Genomic DNA, 20,538 nt, shown 5'->3' on the forward strand with positions numbered 1-20,538 from the left:
AGCTTGGGGAAATTCATTTCTCTTGTATGCACGTGGGGAGCAATAGGGAGCATTTGGAGTGGTTATGCTCACTTGGCAAGCTAGAAACTATCAAACACGGGACAAGGGAGGAACAACGCTTTGCATTTTGTTCAGACATTAGTAGAAGCGCTAGAATTATGGAAGAACGTGGATCGAAAAGGCGTTACCTTCATTTTGGGAGACCAAAATGAGGTGTTTGTTTCCTATAAAGAATTGTATGAAGAAGCCCTCTGCTATTTATTCGTCCTCCAAAAAAATGGAATCAAGCCTGGTGATGAAGTCGTTTTTCAAATTGAGGATAGCAATCTCCGAACTTTTGTCTGCCTTTTTTGGGGCTGCTTACTCGGTGGAATGATTGCTGTTCCTATCTCTGTAGGGGATAACGAAGAGCATCGTCTGAAGCTTTTAAAGGTTTGGAAGACGTTGATCAATCCGTATCTGATTACGACAGACAGCGTCTGGAAACGACTGGAGGATTTCTTTAGTAAACACAATTACCTGACGGAAATGGAATCGTTGAAGTCAAAGTCCTTCCTGCTTGATGAGACCGAGAAAAAAGAGGAGAAGGGTACAATCTATTATCCATCTGCTGATGATGTGGCCTTTATTCAATTTTCATCTGGTTCTACAGGGGATCCAAAAGGGGTTACCCTGACGCATGAAAACCTTGTCCATAATGTGCTTGCGATTAATAACAGACTTGGAACGACTGAGTCTGACTCATTTCTAAGCTGGATGCCCTTAACTCATGACATGGGGATGATCGCGTTCCATTTATCCCCGTTGTATGCAGGAGTTCAGCATTATTTTATTCATACCTCACTGTTTATCAGGAGGCCTACGCTATGGCTGAAGAAAGCAAGCGAGCACAAAGCGACAATTTCTTCTTCTCCGAACTTTGGGTATAAATATGTGTTGTCTAGATTTAAACCGGAAGTGGCAGAAGAGTGGGATTTGTCTACGCTTCGCGCAATTTTAAATGGAGCAGAACCCATCGCTTCAGAATTAATGGATCAGTTTTTGGATCAGATGAGCCCTTATGGATTGAAGAAAACAAGCATGGTCCCATGCTACGGATTGGCTGAAGCCTCTGTGGGAGTAACGATTCCGGATCAGAACCTACATTTTACAACGCTTTCCCTGGATCGTAGGTTTATCCAGGTAGGAAAGCCAGTCAAGATGACGGATCAAACAAATCCAGAAGCTCTCACCCTGGTAGAAGTGGGTTACCCCATCGATTTTTGCGAGGTTAGAATATGTGATGACGAGGATCACGAGCTGCCGAGCGATACGGTTGGCCATATCCAGATTAGAGGGAAGAATGTAACCGCAGGATACTACAACAACCCTGCTGCCACCGCAAATGTAATGGCGGCTGATGGATGGCTCCGAACAGGGGATCTGGGTTTTATGCGAAAGGAAAACCTTGTTATTACAGGGCGTGCGAAAGACATCATTTTCGTGAATGGTCAAAACGTTTATCCGCATGATATTGAGCGGATTGCGGAAGAAGTCGAAGGAGTCGAGCTTGGGAAGGTCGTTGCTTGCGGGGTATTCAACGAGGAAAGCAAAGAAGAAAACATTCTTGTGTTTCTCCTTCACCGGAAAAGTGTAGACGAGTTCATTGCGCTTTCTAAAAAAGTGAAAACGCATTTGAACGAGCGAACAGGCTGGAGAATAAGCGAGGTCTTGCCGATTCAGCGCATCCCCAAAACAACGAGTGGAAAAGTCGAACGATATAGAGTGGCTAGGGAGTATCAGTCTGGAGCATTTCGCGATGTTTCCGAGGAAATACAGCGCCGAATCACCGAAGAGGTAAAAGAGGAGAGAACCGATCAATCACCTCAGTTACGTGAAGAATTAGAAAAACAACTGCTTGCCATTTGTCGCGAGGTGCTTCAATCAGACAGATTGGGACCAAACGACAGTTATTTTGACGTAGGCGCTTCCTCTATGCAGTTGGCCCAGTTAGCAGGGCGGATAGAGGAAGAGATGGCGATCTCGTTGGCGGTAACAGATTTGTTTGCCTATCCGACGATCTCCAAGCTTTTAGGCAGTCTCTTCCACGACGATCAAGCGACTGAACACATAAAAGAGACAGATACGAGCCAACAGAAACAAAAGGATATCGCGATTATCGGGATTTCTTGTAAGTTCCCGCAGGCTCAGGATGTGGATCAATTTTGGCAAAACATCCGGGAAGGAAAGGATTGTATTCATGAGCTTCATGGTCAGAGACGAAAGGACACAGAACAATATGTATCGCTGGTCAGAGGCGAACAGGGCAATTCTAGCCTTGTAGAGGGTGGTTATTTAGAGGAGATCGATAAATTTGATTATCCTTTCTTCTCGATCACCCCGAAAGAAGCGAAGCTAATGGACCCTAACCAAAGGCTGTTCCTTGAAAATGCTTGGCATACGCTAGAGGATGCAGGCTATGGCGGACACAAGCTTTCAGGGGAAAAAGTAGGGGTGTATGTCGGCTTCTCCAAGTTGGGATACGATTACGAACGCCTTTTGTCATTGGTAAGTCCCAAAGATTTGCCTTCTTATGCAGTAGGCAATCTTCCTTCCATTATTGCGAGTCGTATTTCGCACCTGCTTGATTTGCGCGGCCCTGCTGTCACCGTGGATACAGCCTGCTCTTCTTCCTTGGTTGCGGTTCATATGGCGTGTAAGGCAATCCAAAACGGGGATTGTGAGATGGCATTGGCAGGGGGAGTCAAAACCATCCTGCTGGCGCTAAAGGTTGGAATTGGAATGGAATCCTCCGACAACCGCTCAAGGGCGTTTGACGATCAATCTGATGGAACGGGTTGGGGTGAAGGTGTAGCTTCTGTTCTGTTAAAACCTTTGGAAAAAGCCATCGAGGACGGGGATCACATCTATGCCGTGATTAAGGGAAGCGCTGTTAATCAAGACGGGGTTACAGTCGGGATTACCGCTCCGAACTCACAGGCCCAGGCAGAATTAATCGTAGACGCTTGGGAGGATGCGCAAGTCGACCCTGAAACGATTAGCTATATAGAGGCGCATGGAACGGGTACAAAGCTGGGGGACCCCGTTGAGCTGGATGGAATTCAGAGGGCATTCCGACAATATACACAGAAGAAACAGTTTTGTGGAATCGGCACTGTCAAAACGAATATTGGACATTTATATGAAGCAGCGGGAATCGCTGGCTTGATTAAGGCTGCTTTGCAGTTAAAACACAAAGAGCTGCCGGCTCTCGTCCATTTCCAGAAACCCAATCGGAATTTCACATTTGAAAAGTCGCCAGTTTATGTGCAAAACAGACGGGAAAAATGGGAAACGGATGGACATCTGAGGAGATGTGGGGTTAGCTCGTTTGGGTTTAGCGGGACCAATAGTCACGTTATTTTGGAAGAGTATGTGCCGGTGAATGAAGCGGAGATGACAGTCTCAGACGAGGTGCATGTGTTTACCTTGTCGTCCAAATCCGAGTCAGCCCTTCAACGATTAATTCAAAAGTACAGGGAGTTTCTCTCTTCCAGTGGACCGCTTTCTTTATCTGATTTGTGCTATACGGCAAACACCGGGAGAGAAACACTTCCCTATCGGATTGCGCTCATTTTGCATAGCCGCAGCGATTTCGAACAAAAGCTCGACCGATTGGCGGTTCGGCTTGAAAATGATCGAGACGTTTTTGTCTACTCACCTGGGAAAAAGCACATTCCAGAAGAGACTGTTCATCTGTTGAGTCAATCCGCGCGGGATGTACAGGAAAAGTACCACAAGGCGAGTACCGAGATGAAGTATTCCTATGCAACGACATTATGCGATTTGTACGTACAGGGCGCTACGGTTGACTGGGATGCGTTCTACAGGGATGGCAAAAAGAGAAGAAAAATGCCATTGCCGGTGTATCCTTTCGATCAGCATCGCTCTTGGATTACAGATGATATGAGCAGTATCATTCCAGAACAGACGAATTCTATTAGCGGAAATAGAGGTGCTACTGTGTCAGAGATAGGAACTGCGCCAATCGCAAAAGTTCTGAAAGAGTTGGTTCATCAAGCTTCGGGTTTTGCTGTAGAAGAAATTGATCCATCCCTTCATTTTCTGGAGCTAGGCTTAGATTCTATTATGCTCGTACAAATCAATCGTGAAATACAGGAAAAGTTTGGAGTGGTCATTCCGGCTCAAGAGTTGTTTGAAACCATTACCAGCGTTGATAAGCTAGCAGCGCATATCGCACTGGAGTTATCCAGCAGCCCGGCTGTGGCTTCAGCCAAACAAATGGAATGGATGGCAATCGAGCAACCGAAGGCAAACGTAGTTGTGGAACAAAATGACGTTCAGAGCATTCAACAGGCAGAGCCGAGAGAGCAATCCAAGAAAATGCCAGTCCCAATAAACACAGGGGCGGTTGAAACCATTATCGAAAAGCAGATTTCGCTCTTGTCCGAACACCAAAACCACATGGCTACGCTGTTACAAAAGCAATTGGAGCTGTTGAATCAAGAACAAAGCTTTGTACCAAAGCAACAAGTTGAATCTGTGCCTGTTGCTCCTGCGATCAAAAAAACGGAGACAAAACCACCCGTCAAGGTGAATGAAGAGGAACGACAGAAGCCATTTATACCGTATCAGCCATTGATGATCGGTGAACGAGGCAATTTTACACCGACACAAAGAGAGTATCTGAACGCATTCATTCAAAGCTATACGGAAAAGACAAAGCACTCCAAGAAGTATACGCAAGAGCACCGATTCGTTCATGCCAACAATCGTAATGTGTCTGGATTCCGTTCTTATTGGAAGGAAATGGTTTATCCGATCATTACACAAGCATCATCTGGTTCAAAAATGTGGGATCTGGATGGGAATGAATATGTCGATCTGACGATGGGTTTCGGTGTAAACCTGCTCGGTCATAATCCCGCATTTATCATAAATAAGCTGGAGGAGCAGATTCAATCTGATCTGCCTCCGCTGGGTCCTATGTCGGATGTAGCTGGAAGGGTAGCGGAATTAATCAGCGAGCTGACTGGAGTAGAGCGTGTCGCGTTTTACAATTCGGGGACAGAGGCAGTAATGGTGGCACTACGCTTGGCTAGGGCTGTTACAGGCCGCTCGAAAATTGCCTTATTCTCCGGCTCCTATCACGGTACATTTGACGGCATTCTGACTGTTGCTGATCCTGAGTCCCAAGATGGGAAGGCCATACCGATGGCACCGGGTATTACCCAGCATACGGTGGATGACGTTCTGGTCTTAAACTACAATCATCCAAAATCAATTGAGCTGATCAAAAAACATGCTCATGAACTGGCCGCAGTATTAGTCGAGCCTGTTCAAAGCCGTCGTCCAGATTTGCAGCCGGTGGAATTCTTGAAGGAAGTCAGAGAGATTACAAGCCAATCAGGCACTGCCCTTATTTTTGACGAGATCATTACGGGATTCCGTATACATCTTGGTGGTGCACAGGCATGGTATGGAATAGAAGCAGACCTTGTTACGTATGGGAAAGTTCCGGGTGGCGGCATGCCGATCGGGGTTGTAGCCGGGAAAGCTGCGTTCATGGATGCAGTAGATGGGGGAACCTGGAATTTCGGGGATAATTCCCACCCGGTAAATGCCGAGAAAAAGACGTTTGTGGGCGGAACGTTTTGCACGCATCCACTGACGATGCATGCTGCTATCACCACTCTGGAATATTTGAAGGAACAGGGGCCGCAGCTTCAGGAAGCGATCACGCAAAAGACCCTCTACTTGGTAGAAACGCTTAACGCGTATTTTAAGAACGAGCAGATTCCAATCCAGATGATTAATTGTGGTTCCTTGTTCCGCTTCGTATCGTTTACCGATATCGAATTGTTCTTCTATCATCTGATCAGCAAGGGCATTTATATATGGGAGGGCAGAAATTGCTTCTTGTCCACTGCTCATTCTGATGAGGATATTGAGAGACTGATCCAAGCAGTGAAAGAAAGTATTGATGATCTGCGTCGAGGAGGCTTTTTGCCGGAGCCACCGCCAACTTCTCCGAGTGGAGGACGCAAACAAAATCAAGTTATCGAAATGACAAACTTTACGAGACGCGATGAGCAAAAGCCCGAATCAACGCTTGTGGAAAGGGTGGGGGAAGAACTCAGGCTTCCCCTTAGCCCAGAACAGAAACAAATGTGGTTTGCAGTCAAATATCGCGTGGAAGCATCCGCGGCTTTTAACGAGACAGCCTCACTACAGGTCGAGGGAGAGCTTGATATCCCTGTGTTTGAGCAGGCTGTCCAAGCCATGGTGGATCGTCATGAAGCATTGCGAACTATCATTGATACCAACGGAGAGTATCAGGTGGTTCTACCCAAGAGGGATGCACGTGTTCGATTCGTGGATTTGAGCCACCTTTCGTCTGAGGAACAGGAAGAAAAAAAGAATCAGCTGCTGGAGGAACAAACAGGCACGCCATTTGAGTTGTCTTCTGAGGACCCCCTGTATCGGGTAAGTGTCATCAAGCTGGCTCCCGCCAAATTCCTGACTTCCTACACCTTCCATCACATGATTGCGGATGGGTGGTCCATGGCTGTATTTATCAAAGAGCTGGATGATATCTACTTGGCTCTTACACAGAAACGCCCAATATCACTCGAGCCTTCTACACCGTTTTCTGCTTACCGAAACTGGCAAGAAGATCAGATGCAGCAACCAGCGTTCCAGGATGCGCTCGCGTACTGGAACGAAAAATTCGCAGCTCCAATCCCAAAGCTTGTTTTTCCTTTGGAACTACGAGAGACGGGAAAACCATCTTTTACAGGCGAGAGAATTACGTTCAAGATCGACAGCAGCATCACAAGGAAGGCAAGAAAAAGAAGCATTCAAAACAAGAACAGTCTGTTTATTACCTTGCTCGCTTCTTTTAACCTCTTCCTGCATCGTCTTCTTGGAAATAGAAAAATGGTGGTTGCGATTCCTACTGCGGGTCAATCCCATATCGGCAAAATGTCCTTAATCGGAAACTGCGTTAATCTTTTGCCGATTTGCACGGAGATTGACGGCAATGATACGGCTGCGGATTATTTGTCCCGAGTGAAACAGGCGGTTGCGGAGATGGAAAAGCATCAAGTCTACTCCTTTGCAGCATTAGCTGAGAATTTGCCGCATCAAAACTTGCCAGAGCTTTCTGTGTTGTTCAATATGGATCGGCCGCTTCACAACCTGACTTTCGCTCAAATGAAAGCTACACTGCTGCCCAATCAGATCATTTACAGTAAGTACGATCTTTTTGTAAACGTGACAGAAGTGGGCGGAGAGCTTGTGGTTGATGTGGATGCACGAAGCGGGGTAGTGACCACGGAGATTCTTCGCCAGTGGGGTGTCTACTTTGCGAATCTTTTGCATCGTATTGCAGAAGACGATCAGGAAAAAATTCGTGCACTATCACTTTTACAGCCCGACGAGATGAAAAGAATGATTCGCGAATCCAATGGCAACCTGGGCAAATATGTAGCGGAATGGACAGAATTTTTGCAGGATATGCCAGATGATCAGGTGGGACGAGCTTCCCTCTATGTCCTGGATCAGTATCAGCAATTGGCGCCTGTGGGTGCGGTCGGACAGGTGTATCTGGCTGATGGGGGATTCGAGCATGCAGACCCGTCTCATTGGCAGCGAACAACGAAATCTGCTGTTCCACTAGGAAATGGAGAAATCGAAATTGTCCATTTATCCGAAAGGCTTGCCGGGCGAAGAAGCATGAGCGACAGAGAAGTAGAGCCGGCTGGAACGGCGACCGAAGAGACGATCAGAGTCATTTGGCAAGAAATCTTGGGAAGCGCTCCGATGTATCTGGATGATAATTTTTTTGAACAAGGCGGGAACTCCTTACAAGCGACTGTCATGCTCAGCAGAATCTACAAGGAATGCCACGTGCAAATTCCTTTGCATCAAATTTTTCAATCGCAGACGATACGTGAATTAGCCAAATATGTAGACTCATCAAAGCCTCAAGCTTTTACACCCATTCGCACTTGCGAGTTGCAGCCATACTATCAGGCTTCTTCCGCACAGAAAAGGATGTACATCCTCCAAGGGCTGGATGGAGGAACTGCTTATAACCTATCCGGCTACTTACAATTGGATGAAGAACTGGAACTTGATCGTCTGATTCATTCTTTGCAACAGGTTGTACAAAGACATGATTCTTTCCGTACGAACTTTGTCATCAGAGATAATGAAGTCGTGCAAGTTTTACATGACGATCTGGCAGTGGATATTGGGGTCGAACAATTGGCCGAAGAGGATGTAAATGAGGCGATTCGCACCTTTATCCAGCCGTTTGATCTCAGCAAAGCACCACTTATTCGGGCGAAAATCTTCCAAGTGTCAGCCAAACGCTTCATTGTGGCTGTGGACATGCATCACATTATTTCGGACGGCTATTCGGTTTCTCTGTTTATCCGTGAGCTGCTCCATACGTATAGAGGAGAATCACTGCCTGAGCTCGGCGTGACGTATAAAGATTTCGTGGCATGGGAGCAAGAGAGGGAGCAGTCAGAAGAGCTCTTGGCTCAAAAGGAGTACTGGCTTGAGCTATTTGGCCAAGGAGAACTTCCAGTATTGAAACTTCCCATTGATTATCAGAGACCGCCGGTTCAAACCTTTGATGGTGACCGTTTGATAATGGGAATCGGTGAGGAAGTCAGGAAGCAGTTGCTCCAATTGGCTAGGGAAACTGACACGACCTTGTACATGGTATTGCTGGCTGCTTACAATGTAATGCTTTATCGATACACCGGGCAGGAGGAGCTGATTGTCGGTTCTGCTGTGGCGGGAAGACAACACCCTGATTTGGAACGAATGATGGGCATGTTTGTAAATACGTTGGCTATTCGTAACTACCCAACAGGAAGCAAGACCTTTTCGGACTTCCTGAAAGAAGTGAAAAATCAAGCCATCCATGCATTTGAAAATCAGGAATACCCGTTTGAAAAGCTGGTTGATGCTCTTCAACTAAACAAAGATTTGAGCCGCAATCCTTTATTTGATACCATGTTTGATTACCATTATGATTCCTTTGACGACGTGGTCTCAGAGGATTTCAAAGTGACGACGTATGAATATCCAAAGGGCGTGTCCCTCTTTGATCTCAGTCTTGATGTTCATGACGATGGGACAACGCTCACTTGCCAATTTGACTATAGTACTCATCTGTTTAAACGCGATACGGTTGAGCGAATAGCTAATCACTTTATCAAGATTCTTCACTCCATTCTGCAGTCTAGTGAGAGTTGTCTAGCTGATTTGGAGTACTTGTCCAGCGAAGACGTCAAGCAGGTGGTTGTCGACTTTAATCAAGCGAGGAAGCAAATACCCGCTCCTCTCTATCCAACGTTCTATGAATGGTTTGAAGCGGAAGCAGTACGCCATGCGGAGCAAGTCGCTGTTTCTTACGGGGAAGAGCAGATCAGCTATCAGGAACTGAATGCGAAAGCAAACCGCTTGGCACGGACGTTGCGTGATCAGGGTGTAAAACCAAACAGCTCCGTGGCGATTTTGGCAGAACGCTCGATAAACATGGTCGTCGCTGTTCTGGCCGTCATGAAGGCGGGCGGAGCCTATGTTCCGATTGATCCCCAGTATCCGAAGGACCGCATTTCGTTCATGCTGGAAGACAGTCAGGCAAAGGTCATGCTGGTCAATCAAAATGGACAGAGCGGAGTAGACTTTAGCGGCGCCATTATCGATCTGGACGCAGAGACCAGTTACAGGGAGGATTCGTCCAATCTCGACGTCATCTCCGGACCGAGCGATCTCGCCTATATCATCTATACATCCGGCACTACGGGCAAACCCAAAGGGGTCATGATTGAGCATCGCAATTTGGTGAGTGTAGCCAATACATGGCGGTACGAGTACGAACTCGAACAGATGAATGTGAATCTTTTACAGATGGCGAGTTTTTCTTTTGACGTGTTTGCAGGGGATTTGTGCAGGGCCCTTCTACATGGTGGGCATTTGGTGATTTGTCCTAGTGATGTAAGGATTGATCTTCCAGCTCTTTATCAATGGTTGACTCGGTATGAAATTTCCTTGTTTGAATCGACACCTGCTCTTGTTCTTCCTTTTATGGAGTACATTTATCAAAATGGATTGTCGCTCGATTATCTGAAACTACTGATTCTTGGTTCAGATACATGCCAAAGCGAAGCGTTTGTACGCTTGGTCGAGCGTTTCGGGCAGATCAAAATCATCAATAGCTATGGGGTCACTGAGGCTACTATTGATTCCAGCTACTTCCAAATGGCTGGCGATACCGAAATGACAACCGGAAATGTTCCGATCGGAAAACCGCTGCAAAACACAGAATTTTATGTGTTGGATTCCCAATGGCGGCCACAGCCGGTGGGCGTGTACGGTGAACTATATATCGGGGGAGCAGGTGTTGCGCGGGGGTATCTGAACCGAGAAGAATTAACCCGTGAGCGCTTCATCGAAAATCCTTTCCGTCCCGGTGAGCACATGTATAAGACCGGCGATATTGTGCGCTGGATGGCAGATGGAAATATGGAGTTTGTTGGTCGTTCGGACTACCAATTGAAGATTCGTGGATACCGTGTGGAGCTGGGCGAAGTCGAAAATCAGCTGTTACGGCATGAAAAGGTTCGCAATGCCATTGTGCTCCCGCAGACAAAGAGAGATGAGTCTGTTGTATTGTGCGCTTATTACACGACGGATGAGGAAGTAAGTCCATCCGAAATCAAGGGGTTTTTAGCCGATTCCCTGCCTGAGTTCATGGTTCCAACCTTTATCATCCAATTGGCAGAGTTGCCTGTGACGCCAAACGGCAAAATCGATCGTAATGCTTTGCCAAAACCCGATCTGTCTAAGCTGGTGTCTGAGGAATACGTAGCGCCTGCGACAGAAAATGAAAGAAAACTTGCAGGAATATGGCAAGAGGTCTTGGGGATCGAACGAGTCGGCGTTCTCGATCGATTCTTTGAAATCGGTGGACATTCCCTGCATGCTGCCATTCTTCTTGCCAAAGTGAACAAGGAGTGGCAGGTAGAAATTCCGCTGCGAGCCGTTTTCCAAAATCCTACCGTCAGGAGTTTTGCCTACGTCATTTCCGAAGCGACTCAAGCAGAAATGCCGTTGATTCAGGCAGTTGGAAAACAAGAGAATTATGAGCTCTCTCCTTCACAAAAAAGGATTTTTACCGTTCAATCACTCGATGAAACAAGCGTGGCTTATAACATGGCAGGCGCTCTGGTACTCTCCGGGCAGGTGGATTCTGCGGCATTGGAACACGCATTCCAGTCTCTCATCCAAAGGCATGAGGCGTTCCGTACGTCTTTTGACTACATAAATGGTGAGCCGAAACAATTTGTCCATGACTCTGTCCGTTTTGCCATCGATCATGCTAGCGAAAAGGACAGTTCTGAGAGTATAGAAAATCTCATTCGGACGTTCATCCAGCCATTCGAACTGAGCCAGGCACCATTATTGCGCGTCAAATTGGTAAAACTGGTGAAAGACAAGCATTTACTCCTGATTGACATGCACCACATCATTGCAGATGGAACATCGGTGAGCATTGTGATTGATGAGTTGAATCAACTGTATAACGGGCAAAATCCAGAACCACTCTCCGTTCAGTACAAGGATTATTCGGCTTGGTTGAAACAGATCAAGACGACGGGGCAGTCGCATAAGCAGGAGAAGTTCTGGATAGATGAATTCAGCGGGGAATTACCTGTTATGAATCTGCCTACGGACTATCCGCGACCACAGTTTCAAAGTTTTGAAGGGGGTACGGTCGAAAGCGAGATTGAGACGGATGTATCCCGCAGATTGCAGTCCTTGGCGAAGGAAGCAAACGTAACGGTCTTTTCGATTCTATTGGCGGCGTACAACGTTTTGCTGTCCAAATATACCGGGCAAGAGGACATTGTCGTAGGAACCCCAGTGGCAGGGCGAAACCACACTGATGTTCAAAATGTAGTGGGAATGTTTGTAAATACACTTGCCCTGCGAAACTATCCAGTAGGCACCAAAACGTTCCGCGAGTTTGTCCAAGAGCTAAGTGAGAAATCACTCCTGGCGTTTGAACATCAGGATTATCCATTGGAAGACCTGGTAGAAAAGCTTCAAGTTCGACGTGACCCAAGCAGGAATCCGTTGTTTGACACCATGTTTTCCTATGACAATGTGGCCGATACGGCATTTGACTGGAACAGGATTGAGGTCAGCTCATATCCATTCCAAACGAAAATATCCAAGTTAGACATCGTCATGAATGTCGAGTCGAGAAATGAAAGCTTTTTTGTGGAGTGCGAATATAGCACCAGTCTATTTAAGCCTGAAACGATGGAGCGTTTTATCAACCATTTTACCAACGTCCTGCGGCAGGTAGCTGCTAATATGGATATTCTTGTGGGCGAGATTGACCTCATGTCTCTGGAAGAAGTGCAGTTTTTGGAGAAGCTCAGTAATGATACGAAGCGAGAGTATTCTGTGGTACAACCGATCCATGTTGCCATCGAGGAATCAGCCAAACTTTATCCAAATCGAATTGCCGTTTCCTACCAAGGCTCGACAATCACTTACCAACAACTGAACGAAAAAGCCAACGCAGTCGCAGCTGATCTGCTGAAGCGCGATATAGGAAAAGGCAAGTATGTACCTGTGCTGATGGAAAGAAGTTTGGAATTGGTCGTAACGTTATTGGGTGTAATGAAGACGGGAGCAGCGTTTTCACCATTGGACATTCAGTGGCCTGTCGATCGACTCCAGTCTGTTATTGCCGAACTGGGTAGCGAGTTTGTTTTCGTAGAATCTGAACATGCCTTTGCTGAAACGGATTTGGGAGCGGAATTGGTTGCGATTGATCTGGCACACCTGACACCAGAAGTCGAAACCCCAAACCTGTCCGTATCGCTGGAAGACCCCATCTATGTCATCTTTACTTCTGGCTCAACAGGAAAACCAAAAGGAGTCGTCGTACCGCATAGAGGGATCGTCAACCGCTTTCTCTGGATGGATGATTACTTTGGACTAGACGCAGCGCAATCTGTCCTCCAGACCACCAACCATGTATACGACAGTGCCATTTGGCAATTTTTCTGGCCGCTGACCAATGGCGGAAAAACAGTCTTGCCTACTACGGGGATGACAGTCTCGGCTGATTACATGGCTGGAATCATTGAAGACGAACAAATTACCTTAACTGATTTCGTCCCATCTGTTTTTAATGTAATCGTGAATCAGTTAGCTGAAAATCTCGAGCTACAGGGCAAATTACAATCGCTCAAAAAGATCATTATCGGCGGTGAGGAAATTGTTCCGTCTACAGTTTCCAAATTCCTGAAAATATTCCAATATGTATCGCCAGCGAATTTGTATGGCCCGACAGAAGCAAGTATCGGATGCATTTCCTACCAAATCACGGGAGAAGAAGATCGCATTCCAATTGGAAAACCGATATTCAACACGAAAATCCTTCTACTCGATTCGTACGGAAAACGAATGCCGATAGGTGTCCCTGGAGAAATCTACATCTCAGGCATGCCGCTTGGACTAGGTTATTTGCATAACGAGGAGCTAACGAGACAAAGCTTTGTCGATAATCCGTACGCGGAACCGGGCTATGAAAAAATGTATAAGACAGGAGATCTGGCTGTCTATTTACCGGATGGGAACATCCACTTCCTTGGCAGGAAGGATTTCCAGATCAAAATCAGGGGATATCGAATCGAGCCAGGGGAAATTGAAAGCAAGCTGCTTTTGCTAGAGCAAGTAAAAGAAGCAATCGTTATCGCCAGAGAAGAAGAAAATGGAAGCAAGTACTTATGTGCGTATATTGTGACAGAGCATGAGCTTGCGGCTGATGAGTGGAGAGACCTGCTCGCTAAAGATTTGCCCGATTACATGATCCCGTCTTTCTTCGTTCGACTAGACGCTATGCCGATCACCGCTGTTGGAAAAGTAGATCGGAAAAAACTCCCTCTTCCTGATAGCTCTCTCTTGGTGGAGGAAAACATCGTCGAGTCGTCCGATGAACAGGAACAAATCATGGTCACCATCTGGCAGGATGTGCTGGGGCTTGCGCAAGTAAGTGTGACCCACAACTTCTTCGAGCTTGGGGGAGACTCCATTAAAGCACTTCAGATGATTGCGAGATTGAGGAGTCATGGGTATGAGCTCCGATTGAAAGACTTGTTCCAAAATCCGCGTATTCGCAGTGCGGCTAGATATCTCCAGACGCTGACCAGACAAATTGATCAAGGGCCTGTAATGGGAGCAGTCGCGTTGACACCAATCCAGATGAACTTCTTTGAACAAAACCATCAGAACCCTCATCATTACAATCAATCTGTCATGTTGTTTCGCGAAGCTGGTTTCGATCCAGAGCTGGTTCAACAAGCCTTTACGAAGCTGATTGAGCATCATGATGCTTTGCGAATGAAATTCCAAATGAACGAGTTAGACATTGTCCAAGAGCATCGGAAACTGGACGAGTGCCTGGTTCCCATTATGATCAGGGAGTTTTCTGCGCAAAACGTTGAGGAGATGGAGCAAGCTGCTCAGCTTATACAGGAAGGGATCGATTTGACGGATACGGCGTTGGTAAATCTCGGCCTTTTCCGAACAGAAGCTGGCGATCACTTGTTAATCGTGATTCATCATCTCGTTGTCGATGGTGTCTCATGGCGGATTCTTCTAGAAGATTTCCATACAGTGTATGACGCTTTGTTGCAGAAAGAAGAGCCTACTTTGCCTATGAAAACCGATTCCTATCAAACCTGGTCAGAAGAATTGCAAAAATATGCACAGGGAAGCGAGATTCAACAGGAAATCGGATATTGGAAGCAGGTAGAGGAAATGCCATTCTCTCCTCTGGCAAAGGCGGAAACGATTGGCGCACCGCTTATGCAAGATACAACAGATGTCACCATCGAGCTTGATGAAGCCTTCACAGAAAAGCTGCTGAAGCAGAGCCACCAGGCTTATAACACGGAAGTGAATGATTTGTTGCTTACGGCGTTAGGTTCGGCGGTAAAAGAGTGGGCGGGGATAGAGCATGTGCTCGTCAATCTGGAGGGACATGGCAGAGAAGAGATCGTGAAGGGCATCGATATTTCACGCACGATCGGATGGTTTACATCCCAGTATCCATTCGTGCTGGATATGAGCCGATCGGAATCCCTTGGCTACCAGATCAAAATGGTGAAAGACAGTCTGCGACGTGTGCCGAACAAAGGTATTGGATATAGTATTTTACAATATCTGTCTGCGAGACAAGCCGATGTATCGTTAACGTTCCAGGCAAAGCCCGAGATCAGTTTTAACTACTTGGGACAGTTCGATACAGACTTGGAATCTGGGAGCATGACGACTTCCTCCCTTTCTCCGGGCCGAGAAATTAGTCCGACCGCCATTCGCTCCTTTGCGCTTGATGTGAATGGAATGGTCGTGAATCGCAAGCTGACACTTACTTTTACGTATCATCGTGAAGAGTTTGAAGAAGGAACCATTCAGCGCCTCGTGGATGCCTACCGAGAAAAGATCGTAGAAATCATAACGCACTGCTTATCGAAAGAGACAGTCGAGCAAAGCCCAACAGATTTCACATACGATGAGATGTCCATTGAGGAATTAGATCATCTTTCCCAACTGCTGGGTGAAAAAATTCAATGATAGATGGTGATGAGGTTTGAATGGTGTTCAAATTAAAAATATATACCGCTTGACACCTATGCAAGAAGGCATGTTATATCACTTTATCCTTCATCCTGAATCAGAGGTTCACTTCGAACAAACGGTGATTACGATGGAGGAGTCGTTGCGACTTGATCTCCTGGATCAGAGCTTTCGCGACCTCGTCGAAAGATTCGATATCCTGCGAACAGTCTTTCACTATAAAGATAGTAAAAAGCCGCTGCAAATCGTGTTGAAGCAAAGAGAAGCAGCTATTCAGATCGAGGACATCTCTGATCTGACTCAGGATGAACAAGAAGTATTTGTCGAGCAATTTCTTGTAAGGGATCGGGGCAAGAGATTTGATCTGGAAAAAGATCTGTTGTTTCGGATGACTGTAATGAAATTGAGTGAATCGAAATACAAGATGGTGTGGAGCTTCCACCATATTATTATGGATGGCTGGTGCTTGGGGATTGTCGCAAAAGACTTTTTCCATATCTATCGCTCGTATCTTCAAAATAAGAAGGCTGAGCTGGCTCCACCGTATTCCTTCAGTAGCTATGTCACTTGGCTTGGTAAGCAAAATAAACAAGAAGGACTCTCGTTCTGGCGAGATAGTCTGGATGGATTTGATCAGCAATCTCCTTTACCGGTTGAATATATTTCAACCGGTAAAGGGTACCAACGAGAAGCGATCGTGTTCCGCATTGATCGGGAAACGACTGCCCGTTTGGAGCAAATAGCGAGATCAAATGATGTGACACTGAGCATCGTCTTTCATTCGCTTTGGGGATTGTTGCTGCAACGATACAACTATGCCAATGATATTGTCTTCGGATCAGTCGTTTCAGGCCGTCCCTCTGAGCTCGTTGGCGTAGAAGAAATGGTTGGGCTGTTTGTCAATACGATTCCCATGCGGATTCGCAGTGAAGGCAAAGAGACATTTTCAGAGTTGCTTCGGCAGGTGCAGCAATTCTTCACAGCCACAAGCAGCTATCAATACATGTCTTTGGCGGATATTCAGTCCGAAACCGCATTAAAACAAAACCTTATTCAGCATCTCTTGGTCTTTGAAAACTATCCATTGACGGAGGAGGCATCCGGCGAAGATGGAAAAGGCGGTTTATTCGGAATCACGGATGTCCAAGGATATGAGCAAACCAGTTACGACTTTAACTTGTGCATGATTCCTGGAAAGGAATTAGAAATTCACTTTATTTATAATGCACTTGCCTACAGCGATGCCTATCTGCAAAAAGTACGAGCGCATTTGAATCAGTTGATTCAAAGTGTCGTCCGCAATCCCGACCAGCCGATTGCAACAATGCAAATGGTCACGGACGAGGAGCAGGCTCTCATTCTGCAACAATGGAATGACACGGATATGCTGGTTGATCAAACATTAACCATTGACCAGCTATTTAAGGAACAGGTCAAACAGGGACCGCATCACATTGCCGTGGTTGATCAGGAAAGCACCTACACGTACCAGGAATTAGATGACAAATCCGATGCACTTGCCCACGTGCTGCGTGAGAAAGGGGTAAAACCAGGCAGCATTGTTGGTGTGATGGTGGAGCGCTCTACCGTTTACAGCCTTGCCATCTTGGCCGTTTTAAAAGCGGGCGGTGCCTTTCTCCCCATTAGCACAGACCATCCAAGCGAACGGATCGGCTATATGATCGAAGATAGCGGGGCCAGCATTGTTTTGGTCCATGATCCGACTGCAGTGGATGCAGAGCGTATTCTCTCCGCAACAATGTTGATCAATCTTGATGATAGGAGCATATACACCGACGTTACACCTGATGTACAGACCCTTCATCGTTCTAGTGACCTGGCCTACGTCATTTATACCTCCGGGTCAACGGGGAAGCCAAAGGGGGTAAGGCTGCACCACGTCGGAATCGCCAACCTCCAGCAGTTTTTCATCAACGATCTCGGTATCACTAAAAATGACAAGGTGTTGCAGTTTGCCAGCATCTCCTTCGATGCCTCTGTCTGGGAGTTTACGATGGGGGTATTGACGGGGGCGAGATTGGTCATTGTTTCAAAGGATGTCGTACTCGATCCGCAGGCTTTCAGTGAGTATTTACTGCGGCATGAAGTAACGGTCGCGACGCTCCCGCCTACCTTTGTGACGTATTTGGAGCCGGAAAATTTCCCGAAATTGAAAACGTTAATCACCGCAGGTTCCGCAGCAAACTGGGAGCTCGTCCATAAATGGAGCGCCCATTGCCGATACATCAATGCATACGGTCCAACCGAAACAACGATTTGTGCAACGACTTGGACGTATGAAGGACATGAGGAGCTGCCGCAGCAAGTGCCAATCGGAAAGCCCATTGCCAACACAAAAGTATACGTGCTGGATGCGCATGGTCATTTGCAGCCCCAGGGAATTCCAGGTGAGTTGGCAATCGCGGGCATTAGCGTCGCTGATGGCTACATCAATCGCGAGGAATTGACGAACGAGAAATTTGTGGCAGATCCGTTTACTTCCGGTTCAAGGCTCTACAAGACGGGAGATATGGTGAAATGGCTTGCGGATGGAAGTCTGGAATATTTGGGGCGAATGGACAACCAGGTCAAGATACGCGGTTTCCGTATCGAGCTTGATGAGGTTGAAAACGTGATCCAATCCCAGACAGGAGTGAAGGAAGCGGTGGTGTTGGCCAAAAAAGAGCAGGGAGGAGAAGCCAACCTGATTGCTTATCTGGTCTGGGAGCAGCCTGAGTGGAATAGAGATTTGCGTCAGGAGCTTTTGGCCACTCTTCCAGCCTATATGGTACCAACGTATATCCACATCCTTGAGAGAATGCCAGTAACGCCAAACGGAAAAATAGATCGGAGGGCATTACCTGAGCCTGTCATGATCCGGGAGGCAAATAAGCAACTGAATCCACCTGTTACAGAGCAGGAGATGAAGCTGGCGGAAATCTGGAAAGAAGTACTCGACCTCCAGGAAATTAGTGTGGATGACCATTTTTATGATCTGGGCGGGCATTCTATCAAAGCGATCCAACTGGTAGCGCGACTGCATAAAGAAGGAATAGAAGTGAAGATACAAACGATCTTCCAATATGACACAGTCAGAGAGCTAGCAGGATATGTAGATACCGTGAACCGGATTCGCACCACAAAAGCGCAAGATAAAAGAGAGCTGGAAACTTTGATCTACGCTCATTTCCAAGTACGAAGCAACTATGTAGAGGTGCCGTTCGGCAGCAAGCACCGAGCTGTTCTGTACGTAGAGGAAAATGCGCGGGACAAACACCAAGAAATCCTGTCCTTATTGCGTAGCTCTTGTGAGCCTGCAATACAGCCGCACGCCATTCAATATCTGGATCTCTCGCAAAAAGCATGGGAAAAAGAGAAGGATCATTTCCAAGAGGCCACACTTGATGAGAAGGAAACCTTGTCATGGCAGGAGCGCTTCGTCAACGATCTTGATCAGCAGCTCCTTCGTTATTCGGAGGCAATCGTCAATCAGCAGACTTTTATCAGACAGCCGCTGTCACCTTCACAGCGCTATCATGTACAGGAAATGGACATTTCTGGAACAGTGATTCGCTTTGAGCGGATGATCGATCCTAAGACGTTGGAAAAGGCCCTTCTTGACGTCTTGAAGCGGCATCATTTACTGCGATGCACGTTGGCTTTTGAGGAAGGAGAGCCGTATTGGAAAGAATATCCTTGCCCGAGTGAGATAACGCTCCCTGTTGTTGATGTATCGAGTGATTCGGATGACAGAAAAGAAGCAGTGCGCCATCTTTTGCTGAGCGAATACTTTTACAAGCAGCATGATTCGATCGGTTCTTTGTCTTACAAAGCGATCTTGCTGAAAGAGAGCGAGAAAGAGTACTCCCTTATATTCCCGGCATCGCATCTCATATTTGATTTTATTAGCAGTGAGGTTCTGCAAAACGACATGAACCTGTATTACGAAGCAATGGAAAATGGCACAGACCTCTCGGAAAAAGATCGGAATACGTATTGGGACTTTGTCCAGCAAATTACGAAAGGTCCAGTCGGAATCGAAGATCAGCAGCTCATGGAGGAGTTTGATCTTCAAGCATTTGAGAATAGTCTTTTATCCATAGAAACACAGCTTCCATCTTCATCCGGTTTGGACGGATACACGATTGTTACCTGCGAACTGGAAATGGACAACCCGCAGGAGATAGAAAATGCGCGCATTCCAATTGCTCTTTTAGCCAGATTTTGTGAAAGAAGGTATGGAGTCCAAATGGCCCCCATCTTCCTTATGAATTTTGGCAGATCCTTTATGGGGAACCATTTCTTCGATGTGCTTGGCGAGTGCATCGATCATATTCCGCTTCATATTGATTCGTCGTGGAGTCTCGATGAGCTGGAAACGTATGTGAAAGTACGGTTGGATCTCACGAAGGAGAGGAACATCCATTTCACCAATCTCGTGCAAAATCCTGACGTAACGGCAAACTATCCTCTTTCCCATCACTCACTCATCCAATCCTTGCAGATGACGCCAATTATTTGCAACTTCCTGGGTGAGCAGAACAAGAGTCAACCAAGTGAATACGATCACTTGTTTATAAAAGGGAAAAAGCGAATTCTCTTTGAGGCTTCTTATACATCCACGGGTAAAATGACTATTTTTATGGCTTTGCCATATCGAGAGGATGAACGGAAGCTGCGAGCGATCTTGGAGGAGGAAGCGAAAAAATTGATAGGAATGCCTCTAGTCATACGCTAAGAGTGGCCTAGGCATCGCATTGAAAATCGGCAGATGGATTCCGCTCTATTCCGGGTTTATGTCCGTGATGTGTAGCGGGATCATCTTGCCGAAATAAATCGTCACCTAGAGGGATT

Annotated in this window: 2 protein-coding genes; both read left to right on the forward strand. The window is 46.6% G+C overall.

What is annotated here, in order from left to right; genetic code table 11:
* Positions 1-120 precede the first annotated feature (120 nt).
* Positions 121-15,681 (forward strand): hybrid non-ribosomal peptide synthetase/type I polyketide synthase, encoded by a 15,561-nt coding sequence (locus E8L90_RS07035; RefSeq protein WP_137028582.1) that lies wholly within the window; start codon positions 121-123, stop codon positions 15,679-15,681.
* A 16-nt stretch (positions 15,682-15,697) separates the two neighbouring features.
* Positions 15,698-20,422, forward strand: coding sequence for a non-ribosomal peptide synthetase (locus E8L90_RS07040; RefSeq protein WP_137028583.1), 4,725 nt, complete (start codon positions 15,698-15,700; stop codon positions 20,420-20,422).
* Positions 20,423-20,538: the final 116 nt, after the last annotated feature.

It is taken from the genome of Brevibacillus antibioticus, assembly GCF_005217615.1.
GTDB lineage: Bacteria > Bacillota > Bacilli > Brevibacillales > Brevibacillaceae > Brevibacillus > Brevibacillus antibioticus.